We start from the raw sequence: 16968 nt of genomic DNA, 5'->3' as shown, positions 1-16968 counted from the left end.
AATTTCAGGCTTTGGACCAACTCCGCCCATAGCGTGACCAATCGTTATTTTTGACATAAAAAAACCGCTCAACGTTAGAGCGGTTTTAGGTGTCCATAGCTTTAGCTTTAAGCTATTTCACAGAGGTCGTCAAAAATTGTACGAAGCGCCCAGAGTTACTGTGCTAAACGCTACATCACGGCTTGCCAGTCTATTACCATTCGGGCCGAAGAATTCGATATTTACTGCATCTGCTTGTGAGATTAAACGTAAGGTTAGGCTTTCTTCTGGCGTGTATTCAACACCTATACCAAAATGGAAGCCTAATTACGCGCAGCTAGACAATCAAAGATATTGCAATAGATGCCATGATCACGCCAACGACAAATTCCAACACCTTCCACGCTCTCGGGTTCCTAAACATTGGAGCCAAGAAGCGAGCGCCATAACCAAGTGAAAAGAAGAACACGAATGACGCCGATACCGCCCCAGCGCCAAACAACATTTGATCCGGTTGATATTGAGTTGAGATAGACCCCAGCAATACCACAGTATCCAAATACACATGCGGGTTAAGCCAAGTGAACGCCAAACACATCGCAATCGCTTTGGTTAATGAGTCTTTAGTTTCTGCCGTGGCTTCTAAGGCGTGGTTTTCGGTAAATGCTGATCGGAAGCTTAAGAATGAATAGACACCCAAAAAGATAGCGCCACCATAACGGGCGAACTGCTCAATTTGTGGGAACTGTTTAACGATTGCGCCAAAGCCCGTCACGCCAAAGCTAATCAGTAAGGCGTCAGAAATGGCACATACAGCACAAACTGCCAATACGTGTTGGTTCTTAAGCCCTTGCTTTAAAACAAACGCATTTTGAGAGCCAATCGCAAGAATCAGCGAAAGGCCAAGGGAGAAACCTGCAAAGTAAGTCGACATCTAAGGCTAGCCTCTTAACGCAACTCAATACGCATAAACTGGCTGTGCGGATCCAACACATAATCAGCAAAGGGTTCACAGTATCCAAAGCCAAACTTTTCATACACGTTACGTGCGGCCTTAAAGTAGTCTTCTGAGCCAGTCTCTAAGCTGATTGTTTGATACTGGCGAATGGCCGCTGTATCTAATACGTGTTGTAAAAGTTGGCTGGCAACACCTGACTTTCGTGCAAACTGTGAGGTCCTCATTGATTTGAGTTCAGCGTGTTGAGTATTTAGCTCTTTAATGGCAACACACCCAAGTAGTTGGCTGTCTTTCCAAGCACTGAAAAAAGTAATCTCTGGTGACTTGAGCCCATCTAGATCCAGTGCATGAACGCTTTCGGCTGGCGAAGTGGCGTACATATCAGCGAGGTGCTCTTCAAGTAATTCAATGACTTCCCCACCCGACAAGTCATCCACCTTAATTTCTATTGAAGCACTGCTTTCCAATGCTGTTCTATTTTCCATTGAACCCTGTGCATTTATTGCTGATGTCATTGTTTCAACTCTCCTTGTTTAGTTCGCTTATTTAGCTTGAGTGATTTGGTTTTTATCAACAGCCCACTTTCCTGAATTGTTTCCTTTTCAAGAACTCGGTTTGAATCAGTAAAATTACTGATTAATCATAAAATTATAAATGTCACACTGGGTTTACCTAGATACCATATTTTTCCTATCTCGTCTCGTGATAAAAGCGTTCCGCAAAGCCCGTATGGTCGCTGCATTGAGGGAGCAACACCTGTTTTAGTTAACGAATAAGTAGTCAGGGCAAAGTGAATAGCGATGACACGCGTACTGATGTTGTTGGCAGCTTAAACATCCCTTTAAACGGTCTCATTTAAAACGACCATAAGTTAGAAAATAAAACGCTTTCATTGATCGAATATTTGATTGCGATTTTCCAATTTCGGTATATGATGCGCCACCCTAATTTTTCAGCTTATGCTGCAGGCAAATATGTCCGCCAACGCACTCTATACCGACCTATCCGGTTACTATGATTTAATGTGTGTAGATATTGACTACCAAGCGCAAAGTAACTGCGTACGTAGACTCCATCAAATCTTTGGAAATGAAGGAAAAACACACCTCGACTTAGCTTGTGGCACTGGCCCACACGTTCGTCATTTTATTGATTTCGGTTACCAAAGCGGTGGCCTAGATCTTAACAAGCCGATGTTAGATATCGCAGAAGTTCGCTGCCCGGAAGCCAAGTTCTCAGTACAAAACATGAGTAACTTTGAGGTCACGGAACCACTCGATCTTATCACTTGCTTCCTGTATTCCATCCATTACAACGATGGCCTTGAGAAGCTTAAAGAGTGTATTGAAAGTGTGCATCGTGCGTTAAAGCCAGAAGGTATTTTCTGTTTTAACGTGGTTGATAAAGACAAGATCAGCAACGACCTGTTTGTTAGACACACAAAAAACCAAGACAAAGACGATTTCACGTTCCGTTCTGGTTGGTATTACTCTGGTCAGGGTGATAAGCAAGCGCTAAAGCTTAGCATCGAAAAGACGACTGCTGGTGAAACTCAAGTGTGGAATGATGAACACCCAATGGTGGCATTCTCGTTTAAAGAGTTAATCGAGATATTGAAGCCCTACTTCGAGGTTAATATCTTCGAGCACGATTACGACAAGCTGATTCCTTGGGATACTCAGTCCGGTAATGCGCTGATCACATGTGTCAAAATCTAGATTTATAGATAAACGGCAAATTAAACCAAATCTATAGATCAAAAAAGAACCCACACTCGCCATTCTCCTTTTAGAGCATCAGCCAGTGTGGGTTCTTTTGTATCAAGCTATCAGTTACTGAACTCTAAATTAGAAGTCCGCTGTCATACCTACGTAGTAAGTACGTGGCTCTTCAACATAGCCCATGCTCTCTAGCTCTTGTGATACAGCTTCGTCAGTTAAGTTCGTGATACCTGCACGTAGTCGTACTGAAGCATTCACGTTGTAGACAGCACCTAGGTTCAGCGTTGTGTAAGCGTCTTGAGTTAGATCGCTTTCGATCTGACGTTCACCACGGTAACGCGCACTCACGAAGGTACTTAGATCGTAAGTTGGGCTCCAGTTCAGTTTAACTAAACCCGAATGCTTGTAACGCTCAAGTAATTCGTCACCAGTAGACTTATCTTCAGTGTCTAAGAATGTGTAATTACCAGACACACCCCATTCATCAGTAATTTGGAATTGGCCTGTAAGCTCAGCACCTTGAACTACAGCCTCTGATACGTTTGTATAAGTACGCTTACCATTCACATAGCCAGTTGAGCTTGAACTATCAGCGCAACCTTTACCCGATTCAAACACTCCGCCGTTCTCACAATAGGTTTCATCACGATCAATTAGGTCGTTGATTTCATTTCGGAATAAGGCACCTTCAACATTCCAACGAGGTTGGCTATAAATCGCAGCGATCTCATAGTTCAAGCTGGTTTCGGGCTTAAGATCTTCATTACCATGTAAATCACATACGCCTTTACAGCTATTAACTATGTAGTCTGTCTGATTTTGAGTCAATGTTGGTGCTTTAAATGCTTTACCCACACCACCCTTGATGATCAGGTCATTCGTTGTTTGATGAACCAAGTACACACGTGGGCTGAACTCTTCACCGTACAGTTCATGCTTATCTAAACGACCACCAATGGTTGCCGTTAGTTGATCCGTCATTAACCATTGGTCTTGAACAAATAACGCACCTTGATAAGCTTCAGATGTACCATTGACTAAGTTTTCTTTGTTGGTTAATTCACTCAACTGGTAGTCCATACCAAACGTTACGGTGTGACTATCACCAAGATAAGTGGTCGCCGAAGCTTCAACAATTTGAGTCAGCTCTTCGATGTCACTGCTATAGTTAGTATCTGAGTTCGCAGCATCATTATCTGTCACATTTTCACGTGAATAACGTACTTGCGTGTCACCCCAGCTCCAAAAACCACTATGTGTGATCGCTTGGCTCTGACGTACAACACGTGTGTCAGACTCAATCACAGATGATACGTTTTCCGCAGATGACTCACGTTCGTCGTCACTGTAACCAAAATCGAAATCAATGGTTTGGTTGTCTGTTGCATTCCATGTCAGGCTCGCGAGTAAGCTTAATGTCTCTCTTTCTTCTAACGCAGTAATGTCTGAACGATCGTAACCAGAGCTATGCGTACCAGAATAGGGTTGCCAAGCGTTACGGCTTGTCTGGTTAACAGAAAGGCGAGCAAACAACTCGTCTTCAATCAACGCACCAGATGTCGTGAAGCCCATCGAATACTCTTCCCCTCCATCACCATCAAGTGGAGATGAAGTGTCCATGCTCAGTGTAGAGCTCCAATCGTTTTCTGGAGCCTTAGTGATGATGTTGATTGTACCGCCCATACCATCTGAACCGTAAAGTGCAGACATTGGGCCACGGATTATTTCAACACGTTCGATCGAATCAGCAGGAATCGTTGATAGGTCAAAGTCGTTACCACGGATGATGGCACTTGCAGAGCTTAAACGACGACCGTTCACCATGATAAGAGTGTAATCTGAATCCATACCACGAATAGAGATCATCTGACGGCCAGCACGTGTGCTATCAAAATCAGACTCAACACTCGTTGATTCGGCAACGATGTCTGCCAAGGTAATACCAGGGCTGTCTTCAATGTCTTGCGCGGTGATAACCGACATTGAAGCTGGCGCTTGTTTTAGTGCCATCTCGGTACGAGTTGCCGTAACAACCATTTGCTCATCTGTTGCTTGCGCTTCTTCTTGCGCCAACACGTTAGCTGAAAGTGAGGTACAAATAACAGCGACTGCGATCGAAAGGGGTTTACGAACCAAAAGAGGTTTGCGAATCAAAAGAGATCTCTCAGACATGATATTCATTCTTATATGTGATTGGTAATGATAATGGTTTGCATTAAACAACCAACTACCACTCTTATCAACGAAAGTTTCATACCAAAAATCGATTCTCGTTATTCACCATTCAAATAATGAAAGAGATCTATATCCAACTCGATAGGTATTCGTAATTTTCATTCACCCTGCAGATGGATTATGTATAAAGCTCTTTGAATATATTGCGAACCCAGCGACACATCGGGTCGTTATGAAAGCGCTTATGCCAGTATAAGTAGACGTCTTCTGATGGGTGGCGCAACGCTTTAGGCACGCGTTTACAAACAAGATCTCTTTGCGTAGCGGCTTGTTGAGCAAAAGGTGTCGGTAAATGAAAGATGATGTCGGTTGCTTCTGCCATATCCGGCGCGACGTTAAAATTGGAAAGCTGAATTGGAATGGACAGCTGGCGCTGCTTATCAATCAAGCCAAGATCTTTAAATCGACTTTCGATCGAGAGCTTCTTATCCCCTTGCAGTGAGATTTGACCAAGTTGGCTATTCAACAAGTCATCAACCGTGATCTCTTTGTCCGCCAAAGGATGTTTTTTACTCATCAGCAAACGGTAATCGCGGCTAATCACGAACATTCGATACAAATTTTGCTCTGAACTTAACGGCTCGTGGGTCGACAACACAAAGTGCGCATCACCGGATAACAGAGGCTCAAAGTGTCGTTTAGGAATCGAGTCGATATCAACAGTCATGTTTGGCGCTTGTTGACGTATCTCCGCAACTACCTTGGGCAGCAAGTGCGCGACATTAGGCACTAAACCAAAGAAGCGAACCGTACTGTCACTGCTTTGCGGTTCGAATACATCGCCATGTACCAGCTTTTCTAAACGTGTCAGTACCGAATTGAGATCTTGCTTAATGGCTTCTGCTTTTGGCGTTAACTCATAGCCATAAGCCGCTCGCACCAATAGATCATCATTGAAAACGGTACGCAGTTTTTGCAGAGATCGGCTCACCGTAGGTTGGCTCATATCCAGCGCCAATGCCGTGTTGGAAACGTGCTTCTCTTCAAGAAGGTGTTTAAGAATAACGAGTAGATTGAGGTCGACTTGAGCAAGATTCATTATGCAAATATTAACAATATATAAAATTCAATGTGCGCATAGTGCTATTTCTTAACATGTAATACAATTGATAATCACTCCTATTTTGATCTAGAGCAATATGCAGAGCAGAGTTTAAGGTTAAGTGGGTTTTAAAGCTCTAAGTCAGAACTGTTTAAACATAAAAAAGAGAGGCACAATGGCCTCTCTTTGATCGTCTACTTTATATTGCTAGCGTTGAGCTATCAGACTACAGCTTTGTCCAAGCATCTTGCCAGTATTGGCTATCTGCTGGAGCGTAAGACGCGCTTGCACACCATGCCGTGTATGGCCAAGGCTTACATTCGTACAAGCCATTATCGCTGCCGACCACAATGTCACCCGCTGCGTAGTTTGTGCCCGCTTCATATGGAGGGTAATCACCTGGAGGAGGTGTTGTTCCGCCACCGTCTTTAACAGCGAACGAATCGTTTACCATCACCATTTCACCGTCAGATGCTTTACCGACTACTTCAAGTGCATATTGCCCTTCCGCTACATCGTATAAGTCGATGGTAATAGCACGGCTGTCCGTTACGTTAACCTTAGTTTGCTCAACCACAGTACCTGCACTGTTGATCACCATAGCGGTAACATCTAATGCTTCATTTGATGTCAGTGTCAGATCTAAACGCACGTTGCCGTTATCTGGCGCATATTGTGATTGAAGTCCTGAAACCGAAAGCTCTAAGTCAACACCCGGATCTGGGTTACCACCACATGAAGAGTCTGAAACTTTTCTCCAAACGCCCCACTCACCTGTTGTTCCTGGCTCTTCGCCGCGAGTGTACCAACCTGCTCCCCACGTTGAACCGTCATGAGATACTTGGTCACCTTCAACATAAACGGTGTCGGCATCCCATGCAGCAGCACAGTTAGAACCATCAGTTACAGACACTTTACGGTCAACGGTTACGGTTTGGTTCGCGCTGTCTGTCACGCTATACACAAGTGTGTAGTTGCCGATTTCATTTACATCGACACTGCCAGTGTGTGTAATAGTGCTTGTCAGGTCGCCATCTTCAGCATCATTCGCCGTCACGCCTGCCATAGCATCAAATGCAGTACCCAACACAACTGTTGTGTCAGATACGCCATTAAATACTGGCTTCTGGCTGTAAACCTCTACCGTTCTCGCTTTAGTGGTTTCGTTGTTATCGCTGTCTTTCACTCGGTAAGTCAAAACGTAAGTGCCAATAACACTGGTTTCAACGTAACCTTCAACATCGATTGATGACGTTAGATCGCCGTCTTCTTTGTCTGTTGCCGTCACGCCATCCATAGGATCAAACGTTGTGCCGTGAAGAACACGCGTATTTTCGACACCTTTAAGAACGGGCTCGCCCTCGACTGGTGGTGGCGTTACCTGACCGTGTACAAACGGGCCGTAGTCTTTAATGAACTGCTCGTTGTATTGTTGGCCGTTTTTGTTGGTGCCCATGTCCCAGTTGATAGACCAAGTCATCACACCACGTAGCGGTTGACCTTGCGCCGTTAGGCTATCAAATGCGTCGTATAAATCTTGTGGCTCTTGTACAAAACCGGTTGCTGCAGCATCGATGCTTGAAGGAATACCAAACACGAGCTTGTCATGTGGGATCTTGTGGAAGCCACGCGTTCCGTTGATAAGAGAATCAGAAATGTAGTAGATGAATTCTTCTTTTAACGCATCGTTGTTTTGAGCAATCCAACCCACGCCTTCAACCCAGATACCATCGCCACCTTGGTTGTAAAATTGTGGGTTAATCCAGTCGTAGTAGCCTTCTAGATTATCGATATAAGGAACGTACTTACCGCCAGTCGTTAGATACGGGAACTCAGGCGCCATTGTAATAAGGAAGTTTTTACCTTCTGCGCGGTAGTGGTCTTTCACCAGCTTAAGTGCATCTGGAATCACGGTTTGGTTGTTTGCGGCGGTTACGGCTGCTTGTTCAAGGTCAATATCTAGGCCATCGAAGCCGTAACGCTCGGTAAGACGGATAATCTCATCAGCAAAGGCTCTTTCATCACCGGTTTCTAGCTCTACGTGTGCATCAGCACCACCCAAAGCCAACAGTACAGAGCGACCTTGCTTGTTGAGTTCCGAGATTTGGTCAATAAATTGTTCTTCTGAAAGCCCAATGGTTGGGTCCAGTTTAAAAGTTGGGATTCGACCATCAGCCACATCGTAAACCTTCATGAATGACACATTCACGATGTTGTACATTGGGTTCACTTCATCCAACGTCACACATGGCGCATTACCACCTTGGTAGCCGCCACCGTCACACCAGTTATGCCAATAGCCAACCACGACGCCAGAGTCTGGATTCGTCATATCTGAACCATTCGCATAAACAGCGCCAGACATTGCCGCCATGCCGAGCGATACTGCTAATTGTAGAGCTTTACGTTTCAACATTAGTCCCACTTCCTTACTTAACAGCTGTGCCAATCACAACCGAACCAATTCATTGTAATCATGAATATTTATAGAAAAGTAATGGAATTTTTAGGAAAAGATGACCTTTGATTTAACTTGTGATTTTAAGTCACAGATTGAATATCAGAATCAATATGACTTTGACTTTTCATTCAAATTGAAATGCTAAAAACTGTTATTTTCGGTCGAATACATTGACCATGAAAATACTTAATCAATCTTAATTCACTAAGATAATTAACCAAAAATATAAAAAATCACCGATAGGAAAAAATAAACTTTAAATCGGCAAAAATCACCCCAAATACGCCGTAATTACTGACCTAAGACCAGATACCATTGCGAGTGATATCACTAAAGCAGCCTGGATATAGCCATCACACATGTGCTAGCAATACACACGTATAACGGAATATAGGAGCAAGAATTTGTAGAATTTTGAATGTATACCTCGGGAGTTTTTCGACTAACCCTCAGTACCGGGTGAATAATATACATCCAATAGTGAAATAAAATTCACCTTATCAAGTTCATTAAGTTGATTAATTCCAGCCGCTGCTTTTCTTCCTCCGCCAGTCGCAAAACTTGAGCAAATTTCGTCTGCACCCGTTCTATTTGATAATGGCGCACGTAAGCTCACCGTGTAAGACTCGCCGTCTTGGTTTTTCGTTAATACTGCTTGCGCTCGGTTTGGATCTTGATTAACGATTTCATTACCAAATACACCACTGATGCGCCTTGCCCACGTCTCACCTGGCAGTTCAAACACGCGTGCTACTTCACTTTCATAAACAGGAGCAAGATTTGATAGCTGTTGACGATCATTTTGATAAGCAGCTCGTAGTCGATAAAACACAGAGTTTTTATCATCTAAAAGGTCAAATGGGTTCGGGTATTGATAAAGGGTTTGGTAGAGCTCAATTGGCGTGAAATGCAAATCGCTTAATGAAGAACCGTAACCATTGTAGTTAACCAAGGTACCTAGCTCTTCTAAAAACTCTGTTTGAGATTGAGCGAATCCATTTTCATCCGCTAGCCGCGCCGCCACCGTTTTTAGATTGTCGCCAAAGGCAGCTGCGATTGCCCAAGCCACATGCGCACCATTCAGCTTCTGGTTAATCAGCAAGCTCGTGCAGCTCTCTGGCGCGGTATCAATCAGAGTATCTAAATGACTAGAAGTTGGGACATCCCCTGTTCGGTGGTGATCGCAATAAAATACATTGATGTTTGCGTCTAGCAGTGAGTGCAGTGCAGGCAGGTTTTTCTCCATCGATACATCTAAAACGGTAACGGAAGAAACATCACCTTGCTTACCCGGCTCCATAGTTTGAGTAACAACTTGAGAGACCAACTTAATATCACGCTTAACACCAGTAATGAGCACGCTCTCTCTTGGCTCACTTAATCGCAGCTGTAACAACGCGATTATGCCATCTGCGTCTCCGTTGAATACGTCGTAGTGCATGTTGTTCCTTTTACTATAGATTTAACCGTTTGCCAGAAACGCGCCAATTCGTTTGTGTGTTCGATAGTCTGTCATTATTTTAGTTATATTTCACAGATACTTAAGTCTATTTTGGAATGCCTTATTCTCATTAGATTGAAAAGATAAACACATTAATAATATTGTATGACTTATGTCACAGTAAAAGAATACGAAAAGATTATAAAATAAGCGCCTCCCACTTAATGATAAAGAGACGAATGAACACTACCACCACTCTTGTTTATGACACTTTGAAAAGCCTTGCTGCTCATGCTCCTGAGCAACATGCCGAGATTCGCCAGCGTTTATATGAGCAGTTGAGCCTGCCATTTAACAAGCAGCTCTCGTTATACGCTAATGTGCTTGGTCCTATCAGCTCAGGTAAGTTAGCGGGATGCGACAATATTGATAAAGCGGTTGAACTGGCACTGGATGTGCTGGAAGGCCGAAATAAGTAGTCCCCCCTTTAATACGTAATATAACGGCCCAGATCTTCCCCCAGATCGGGCCGTTTTTTTATTCTCGTCATTTATCTATTTGAATTTCAGGCACAAAAAAGGCGTAGATGATCCACGCCTTTTGTTTTAGTAAGTTCTATGTTGTTTATGAAGTCTTGAACTGCGCGACCGCTTGGTCCATATCGTTCGCTTGCTCTGCTACCTTGTCCACTTCAACTAAGCAATGCTGCGCCGAAGCGTTATTGTCGTTCGAGATAGTGTTCAGCTCAGTAATTGAGTCACTCACTTGCGCCATTACTGCGCCCTGCTCTTCAATCGCTGAAGCAATACGTTCTGAATTACCTTGGATGCTTTCCATGTCGCTCAAGATAAGTTGCAAGCTCGCATCCAGCTCTTCCGAATCTTTCAGCGTTAGTTGACCTTGTTGATTACACTCGCCAATCTCTGCCATCGACGCCTGCATCTGGCTTTGAATTGCACTCACCACTGAAGTTATCTCTGTGGTCGATTGATGCGTTCTGCTTGCTAGTGCGCGTACTTCATCGGCAACTACCGCAAAGCCACGACCTTGTTCACCCGCACGTGCTGCTTCAATTGCTGCGTTCAATGCCAATAGGTTAGTTTGTTCTGCAATGCCTTGGATGATGTTTACTGCATCGCCGATCTGGTCAACATGATGGTTCAGTGAACTGATCGAATCTTGGCTGCTTGAAAGACGTTCAGACAACTGGGTGATGTTGCTGATGGTTTCAACCACCACTTCACGGCCTTTATCGGCATTCACTTTCGCTTGATGTACACCTTCAGCGGCAACCGATGTGCTTTCAGAGATCTCGCCAATGGTGAGTACCATCTCTTGAACTGACGTTGTCATTGTAGATGTGTGATTTGCTTGAACTTCAAACTGTTTGATTACTGACTCTAGCTCATCATGCATGTTCGATGTGCTTTGTGTCAGTTGCAGTGACTTAGATTGAGAGGCAGCGATAAGCCCTTCCAGTTGATCCAACAGTTGGTTGAAGTATTGGCCTAAAGTGCTGAGTTCGTCTTTGCCATCTAGGTGCGAACGAATAGACACGTCGTTAGAATCAACGATGTTACGAATCACCGAAAGCAGTGACTCAATTTTACCAATGATAGAACGGACGATTAACCAGCTGAACAGAATGATCGACACGAGTAGCGTGACGCAAAGGATGTTGTTGATCAGCGATAGCTTGTCCATCTCTTGCTGCGTTTGTTGGTCTAGCACCGCGGAGAACTCTTTAAATTGAGTTTCGATAGCATGAGAACCCGAGCGAGCTTGCCCAAGCAGACCTTCGTTGTGCTTCAAGCCAATCACTCGCTTTTGCTCAACCACTTGGCGAGCAGCGTCAATCAAAGCAGCTGAGCTACTCATATTTGAAGTTATAGAAAGAACACTCGGGTCAAACTCCCCCTTCTCAATTAAGTCATTGAACAGGTAAAGCTCGATTTTTTGTTCAGCACTGGCTGTCGCGCTGATGTTATCGAGCAAAACATGAAACTCGCCTAGCATGCCTTTGTCGCGTGCTAGCCCATAGACTTCGCTCGCTTTAACTAGGTTAACAAAGCTGGTGTGGTAAGTTTCGATGTCTTCACGTAGGTGTGTGCTGTTGGCTAAGCCTAAATCACTGAGCACTGTATCTAGCTCAGATTCAGACGCTAAGAATTTGTTGTAGTTTACGTCGAACTTGGCGAGGTATTTCATATCGCTACGCAGTAAGAAATCTTTCTCGTTACGGCGAAGATTGATTAGTCGCACTTCAAGTTCTTTGGTGATTTGTTTGGCTTCGCTCATTTGAGCGGTGGTGTCTGCAAATTGTGATGTGGTAAACAGCAGTGAAATCATGCCGAAGATGGAGAACATCCCCAACGAATAGAGCTTTTTCTTTATATTCATATACGTGGCTCGTCTTTACTAAATTAACTATGAGTATCTAAATAAATCGCATCAAAGAATGGATATCCAACTTGCGCGACCTGATTATTGTTATATTTTTTGTATCAGTAATGAGCACTAAATCTAGCGACTGTTCAGCCCACCAGCAGTGACATTCTCAATGGTATTCAAACAGAGAATGAATCCTTTCACTAAAGATAAAAGCATCAATAACACAAATTGAATACATGTACATTAGTTGAATGATAAAAGTGAGAGACAGCTATTTGACGGAACATAAATTGCTTGAATATCATGGTGTACAAGGCATTGAATTAAAAGACTTTGACGCACATTTGGATGCATTATTTATGATGACATTTTTTTGGCTCTCCAGAAGAGCACGAGCGAAGCGCAATATTGGAGGTTTTGACTTGGTTTTTAAACAGTGAATCCGTCTATTGATGATTGTACAGTAGAGCGTAAACGGCGAAAAAAATGGACCTACTCAATTCGAGTCAGGTCCATCTTTTGATTTTCTAGTCAATCGCTTTGCAGCTAAAGAGTTAGGTGCGAATTCAAGGCTGGCTAAAACGCTTTTACCATCTTGGTTAGGCACTTCAATAACACCGCTTTCTCGTCTTCTTCGATATCTTGCGTCAGCTCATTAACCAAATTCAAGTGAAGCTGATTGTGGTGAACGTGTATCTTCTGCCCTTCATCCGTCAAGGCAACCACAATCGCACGACGATCTGTTGGGTGTTCATGGCGCTCAATCAATTCAGCTTTAACCAACTTTTCTATTTGAACAGTAAGTGTACCCGTGGTAATACCCAACTTTTCAGCGAGCTCTTTCATTCTTAACGCACCATGCATACCAAGTACTTCAATGGTGTGTACTTGAGCCAGGGAATAACCCGTCTCTTTGACAACAGACTGCTCCCACGAAGACATTTTATCGTAGAACTCAGTCAGTATTTGGTTAAGCTGTTCTATATTTCGCATGGTCGTTTGAATGCACTTCAAGAGTAAGATGATTAATCTTATCAAACTTGGCGAGCATTTGTTTATATTCAGAGACGGTTTTATCACTGTTTGATTCAAGAGTAATCGCTGCTGAATAGTGATGCCCACTCACCTTCCACATATGGAAATCGGTGACCGACGCATAAGGCGTTAAGGTTTTGGTCACTGAGTCACGATAATCTTGGTCGATATTCTCATCCAGCAGGATTGGGCTGGTTTGTTTCATAAGGTTCATCGTCCACTTAGCAATCACGAATGCGCCAACCATTCCCATTGCTGCATCTAACCAGTTCCAACCGTAAAACTTACCAAATAGCAGCGCAACAATCGCAAGCAGCGAAGTTAGAGTATCCGCCAACACATGCATGTAGGCTGCGCGTAGGTTGTGATCATGATGGTGTCCGTGATGCTCGCCATGTTTATGACCATGGTCGCTGTCGTGCTCATGGCTATGTGAATGACCGTGATTCTTACTATGATTGTGACCATGCTCGTGTCCGTGATCATGATGGTGATCGCCAAGTAAAAACATACTCACCACATTCACAGTTAAACCAATACAAGCAACGATGATCGCTTCATTGAACTGAATCGCTTGTGGGTTTAAAAAACGATGTACTGATTCCACCAGCATCAACAATGCCACAATCCCCAATGCAATCGCGCTGGTGTAGCCCCCTAACACGCTGACTTTGCCAGTACCGAAAGAGAAACGTTCGCTCTCGGCATGTTTCTTCGCATAACGGTATGCAAATAAGGTGATACCAAACGCTGCGGCGTGCGTCCCCATGTGCCAACCATCGGCAAGCAATGCCATCGAGCCGTAAATAGTACCTGCAACAATTTCGACAACCATGGTAACGACGGTCAATAACAGGACATAGAACGTGCGTTTCTCACCTTGACTGTTATGTGAAGAAAAGTTGTGTTGGTGACGTGTTGGAAAACTCAAAATGGCGTCCTTAGCTTGTGTTTGTGGTTAGATGATCGTTGCAAATAAAAGCCCTTTGATTGACAAGTAATTTGACAATCAAAGTAATAATTTGAAATTTAGTTTGATTATCAAACTTTGTCAACGATGAATTTTGAAACTCTGATTTGCGGGACGAATAGTTGATGGTGAGCGCTAGTTTGTTCCAAAGATTATTGATTCAGTAAAAACGAGGCTTTCCAGGGACAAAAAAGCCCACTCGAGGTGGGCTGATTGAGTCAAACTCAATGATTGTATTTATTTGTTTTGCAATGAAATAATCTCATCATTCACCCAACCTAACAGCTGCTTGGTTGCTTTCGACAAGACTTGGTTCTGCCGAACAATATAACCAAGACTGGTGCTCGAGAAGTTGGTCAATGGTGTCACTTTCGAATGCAGGTGCTGCTTGGTTGATACCGCAAACTCCGGGACAATAGCCACACCAAATCCCGCTTCTGCCCAGTCGATTTGAGCATCGACACTCCCTACTTCCATCACCCTATAATTAGGTAGATTAAGGCTTGGTAAACCTTCATCAATAAAGTCACGCGTTCTCGTATCATGACCTAGTAGAATCAAAGTGAGCTCTGCATCAGAGTCTCGGATATCAAACCCATCGCCAAGCGCACACCAAGAAAGCTCTTGCAGCTTAGTGAAATACAAAGACTCGTTGTGCTGCTCTTTGGCGATAACAAAACCAATATCCGCTTGAGCATTTTTAACTAAATTCGATGCCTGAGATGACGTGGTATTCAAGAGCGTAAGGTCAATACCGGGATACTGCGCTTTGAACTTCTGGAACGGACGAATTAGCAAAAATCGAGAAATGATGTCACTTACGGCAATGGTTAACGTCCCTATTTTAAGGTCGTTAATGGCATTGAGATCGGCCTGACAAATCTGCAGTTCGAGTAGCGTTCTTTGGCTTGTTTCCAATAGCCGTTCACCCGCTTGAGTCAATTGAAAAGGGCTTCTCTCTATCAACTTTATGCGTGTTTGTTGTTCCAGTTGTTTTAGGTGCAAACTCACATTGGGTTGTGTCATGTGCAGTGCATTGGCCGCTTTCCCAAAATGCTTGTACTCCGCAAGCGTCACAAACGTCTTCAACAAATTAATATCGAGCATCATGTCCTCTCTCTCGTGTCACTAATATCATTCCCTAAAAGTAAAGAATGCCCCGTTTGAGATTCCTGATACCTCGTTCCTCGGTTCTGGAATGACGGTTATTTTGAAGTTTCTCTACTAAATATCGTCATTCCCTACAGTGAGAAAGGAAGGTGATAGGGAATCTCGTTTGTAGGTTAAGACTTTAAGGATATATGAAATCCTTATCAAGATAATAAAGATAATTAATTTCTCTTATCCACTTTGTCGGCCTAACATGATTTCTCAATCAGTTAGGAGAAAAATTATGCCATCTATCGTTGTTGTGGGCGCAAACTGGGGTGATGAAGGCAAAGGCCGCATCGTCGATTTTTTAGCAGACCAAGCTTCTGCTAGCATTCGTTTCCAAGGCGGAAACAATGCAGGTCATACTGTGGTAAATGACTTCGGTACATTCAAACTGCACCAACTACCTAGTGGTATTTTTAATCCTAATTGTACGGCGGTTCTTGGCCCTGGCATGGTGATCAGCCCTGCTGCGCTAACTGAAGAGATTGCAGAAGTTCAAGAGGCTGGCATCAAAGTGAAAATGGCGATCTCAGATCGTGCGACACTGTGTCTCCCTTTACATGCTCTTGAAGATACGCTTGAAGAAGAGCGTTTGGGCGATGGCGCTTACGGCTCTACACGTCAAGGCATTGCACCAGCGTACGGCGATCGTGTAATGAAGAAAGGCATTCTTGTCGGTTGGCTGAATCAACCTGAAATTTTAGAGCAGCGTATTCAATTCCTACTTGATTGGAAGATGCCTCAACTGAAGGCTCTATACCCTCAATGTGATTTCACTCAGACAGCTTCTGAAATGACAGAATGGCTACTTGAAGTAACTAAAGCGTGGCGCCCGTTCATCTGCAACGTAACTGAGCCGCTAAAAGCACTACAATCGCAAGACGCAAACCTACTGTTTGAAGCTCAGTTAGGCGCAGGTCGCGACCTTGTCTACGGTGAATACCCTTGGACAACATCTTCGAATGTAACCGCAGCTTATGCTGGCATTGGTAGCGGTTTACCTGCACTTCGTCCTGAACGTGTTATCGCTGTTGCTAAATCATTCAGCTCGTCTGTTGGTACTGGCACGCTAGTAACTGCAATGGAAGAACAAGATAGCTTCCGCGAAAGCTCTAACGAATACGGCGCAACAACAGGCCGCCCACGTGACATGGGTTACTTTGATGCAGTGGCAACTCGCAACGGTGTTGACCTACAAGCTGCAACGGAAATAGCACTGACTAAGATCGATTGCCTGTCTGGTTTGTCTGAACTTAAAATCTGTACCGCTTACTCAGGTGAACATACTGAGAACCCGATTTGGCCACAAACGGCTGAGCTAAAGCCCGTATATGAAGATATGGCTGGCTGGGATGAAGACATCACGGGTTGCCGCACGTTTGAGAGCCTTCCTCAAGCAGCGCAAGATTACGTTACTCGTATCGAAGAGCTGATGGGTGTGCCAATCGTGATGGTATCGGTAGGTCCAGAGCGCGAGCAAATGATCATTCGAGCTTAGTTGAGAAGACTACTACATCTACATCTACCCTATCTGGCAGGGTAGATGTCACTGTTAAAATTTAACCAGTTTGGGCGATAAA

General features: G+C 43.9%; 13 protein-coding genes and 1 pseudogene. 3 read left to right on the top strand and 11 right to left on the bottom strand.

What is annotated here, in order from left to right:
• Nucleotides 1–129: 129 nt before the first annotated feature.
• The 3 genes and pseudogenes from AB6E30_RS16590 to AB6E30_RS16580 all read right to left on the bottom strand — a co-directional run.
• Nucleotides 130–303, bottom strand: a pseudogene (locus AB6E30_RS16590) (porin family protein); the annotation flags it as partial.
• Between the two features lie 13 nt (nucleotides 304–316).
• Nucleotides 317–913, bottom strand: a complete 597-nt coding sequence (locus AB6E30_RS16585) for a LysE/ArgO family amino acid transporter (RefSeq protein ID WP_372083664.1) — start codon at nucleotides 911–913, stop codon at nucleotides 317–319.
• 14 nt (nucleotides 914–927) lie between these two features.
• Nucleotides 928–1452: a GNAT family N-acetyltransferase gene (locus AB6E30_RS16580; RefSeq protein ID WP_372104467.1), complete on the bottom strand. Its 525-nt coding sequence runs from the start codon at nucleotides 1450–1452 to the stop codon at nucleotides 928–930.
• A 459-nt stretch (nucleotides 1453–1911) separates the two neighbouring features.
• Between AB6E30_RS16580 and AB6E30_RS16575 the strand changes: the two genes are divergently transcribed.
• Nucleotides 1912–2655 carry a class I SAM-dependent methyltransferase gene (locus AB6E30_RS16575; RefSeq protein ID WP_102321012.1) on the top strand — a complete coding sequence of 248 codons (744 nt, stop codon included), beginning with the start codon at nucleotides 1912–1914 and terminating at the stop codon, nucleotides 2653–2655.
• Nucleotides 2656–2784: 129 nt separating this feature from the next.
• On the opposite strand, the gene AB6E30_RS16570 is transcribed toward AB6E30_RS16575, so the two are convergent.
• The 4 genes from AB6E30_RS16570 to AB6E30_RS16555 form a co-directional block, all read right to left on the bottom strand.
• Nucleotides 2785–4830, bottom strand: coding sequence for a TonB-dependent receptor domain-containing protein (locus AB6E30_RS16570; protein WP_372104464.1), 2046 nt, complete (start codon nucleotides 4828–4830; stop codon nucleotides 2785–2787).
• 181 nt (nucleotides 4831–5011) lie between these two features.
• Entirely contained in the window at nucleotides 5012–5932 is a 921-nt protein-coding gene (locus AB6E30_RS16565; protein ID WP_017059189.1) for a LysR family transcriptional regulator, read from the bottom strand.
• A 229-nt stretch (nucleotides 5933–6161) separates the two neighbouring features.
• Nucleotides 6162–8351 (bottom strand): immunoglobulin-like domain-containing protein, encoded by a 2190-nt coding sequence (locus AB6E30_RS16560; protein WP_372104461.1) that lies wholly within the window; start codon nucleotides 8349–8351, stop codon nucleotides 6162–6164.
• A gap of 487 nt (nucleotides 8352–8838) precedes the next feature.
• Complete coding sequence (locus AB6E30_RS16555; RefSeq protein ID WP_372104459.1) at nucleotides 8839–9837, bottom strand: DHH family phosphoesterase; 999 nt, start codon at nucleotides 9835–9837, stop codon at nucleotides 8839–8841.
• Between the two features lie 239 nt (nucleotides 9838–10076).
• Between AB6E30_RS16555 and AB6E30_RS16550 the strand changes: the two genes are divergently transcribed.
• On the top strand, nucleotides 10077–10316 hold the full coding sequence (locus tag AB6E30_RS16550) for a PAS factor family protein (RefSeq protein ID WP_004733935.1): 240 nt from the start codon (nucleotides 10077–10079) through the stop codon (nucleotides 10314–10316).
• 145 nt (nucleotides 10317–10461) lie between these two features.
• Here the strand turns inward: AB6E30_RS16550 and AB6E30_RS16545 are convergent, their stop codons facing one another.
• The 4 genes from AB6E30_RS16545 to AB6E30_RS16530 all read right to left on the bottom strand — a co-directional run bounded on the left by AB6E30_RS16545 (nucleotide 10462) and on the right by AB6E30_RS16530 (nucleotide 15343).
• Complete coding sequence (locus AB6E30_RS16545) at nucleotides 10462–12186, bottom strand: methyl-accepting chemotaxis protein (protein WP_372104525.1); 1725 nt, start codon at nucleotides 12184–12186, stop codon at nucleotides 10462–10464.
• Between the two features lie 618 nt (nucleotides 12187–12804).
• The gene (locus AB6E30_RS16540; RefSeq protein ID WP_017059185.1) at nucleotides 12805–13221 is read right to left on the bottom strand and encodes a MarR family winged helix-turn-helix transcriptional regulator; all 417 of its coding nucleotides are present in this window, start codon (nucleotides 13219–13221) and stop codon (nucleotides 12805–12807) included.
• Nucleotides 13199–14194 (bottom strand): CDF family Co(II)/Ni(II) efflux transporter DmeF, encoded by a 996-nt coding sequence (gene dmeF / locus AB6E30_RS16535; protein WP_372104456.1) that lies wholly within the window; start codon nucleotides 14192–14194, stop codon nucleotides 13199–13201. The genes AB6E30_RS16540 and dmeF overlap by 23 nt, the downstream gene beginning before the upstream one ends.
• 276 nt (nucleotides 14195–14470) lie before the next feature.
• Complete coding sequence (locus AB6E30_RS16530) at nucleotides 14471–15343, bottom strand: LysR family transcriptional regulator (protein WP_017059183.1); 873 nt, start codon at nucleotides 15341–15343, stop codon at nucleotides 14471–14473.
• A 283-nt stretch (nucleotides 15344–15626) separates the two neighbouring features.
• Between AB6E30_RS16530 and AB6E30_RS16525 the strand changes: the two genes are divergently transcribed.
• Nucleotides 15627–16886 (top strand): adenylosuccinate synthase, encoded by a 1260-nt coding sequence (locus AB6E30_RS16525; RefSeq protein ID WP_372104453.1) that lies wholly within the window; start codon nucleotides 15627–15629, stop codon nucleotides 16884–16886.
• The last annotated feature ends 82 nt before the right edge of the window (nucleotides 16887–16968 follow it).

The organism is Vibrio sp. 10N.247.311.12 (genome assembly GCF_041467515.1).
Taxonomy (GTDB): Bacteria; Pseudomonadota; Gammaproteobacteria; order Enterobacterales; family Vibrionaceae; genus Vibrio; species Vibrio crassostreae_C.
The sequence above is the reverse complement of the archived record's forward strand: the minus strand, read 5'-3'. Positions and strand labels throughout refer to the sequence as shown.

Excerpts from the sequence above, each read along its gene's own strand:
- AB6E30_RS16575 (WP_102321012.1), top strand. The coding sequence starts at position 1,912 with ATGTCCGCCAACGCACTCTATACCGACCTATCCGGTTACTATGATTTA.
- AB6E30_RS16540 (WP_017059185.1), bottom strand. The coding sequence starts at position 13,221 with ATGCGAAATATAGAACAGCTTAACCAAATACTGACTGAGTTCTACGAT.
- AB6E30_RS16525 (WP_372104453.1), top strand. The coding sequence starts at position 15,627 with ATGCCATCTATCGTTGTTGTGGGCGCAAACTGGGGTGATGAAGGCAAA.
- AB6E30_RS16555 (WP_372104459.1), bottom strand. The coding sequence starts at position 9,837 with ATGCACTACGACGTATTCAACGGAGACGCAGATGGCATAATCGCGTTG.
- AB6E30_RS16530 (WP_017059183.1), bottom strand. The coding sequence starts at position 15,343 with ATGATGCTCGATATTAATTTGTTGAAGACGTTTGTGACGCTTGCGGAG.
- AB6E30_RS16585 (WP_372083664.1), bottom strand. The coding sequence starts at position 913 with ATGTCGACTTACTTTGCAGGTTTCTCCCTTGGCCTTTCGCTGATTCTT.
- AB6E30_RS16565 (WP_017059189.1), bottom strand. The coding sequence starts at position 5,932 with ATGAATCTTGCTCAAGTCGACCTCAATCTACTCGTTATTCTTAAACAC.
- AB6E30_RS16580 (WP_372104467.1), bottom strand. The coding sequence starts at position 1,452 with ATGACATCAGCAATAAATGCACAGGGTTCAATGGAAAATAGAACAGCA.
- AB6E30_RS16560 (WP_372104461.1), bottom strand. The coding sequence starts at position 8,351 with ATGTTGAAACGTAAAGCTCTACAATTAGCAGTATCGCTCGGCATGGCG.
- AB6E30_RS16550 (WP_004733935.1), top strand. The coding sequence starts at position 10,077 with ATGAACACTACCACCACTCTTGTTTATGACACTTTGAAAAGCCTTGCT.
- AB6E30_RS16545 (WP_372104525.1), bottom strand. The coding sequence starts at position 12,186 with ATGATTTCACTGCTGTTTACCACATCACAATTTGCAGACACCACCGCT.
- AB6E30_RS16570 (WP_372104464.1), bottom strand. The coding sequence starts at position 4,830 with ATGTCTGAGAGATCTCTTTTGATTCGCAAACCTCTTTTGGTTCGTAAA.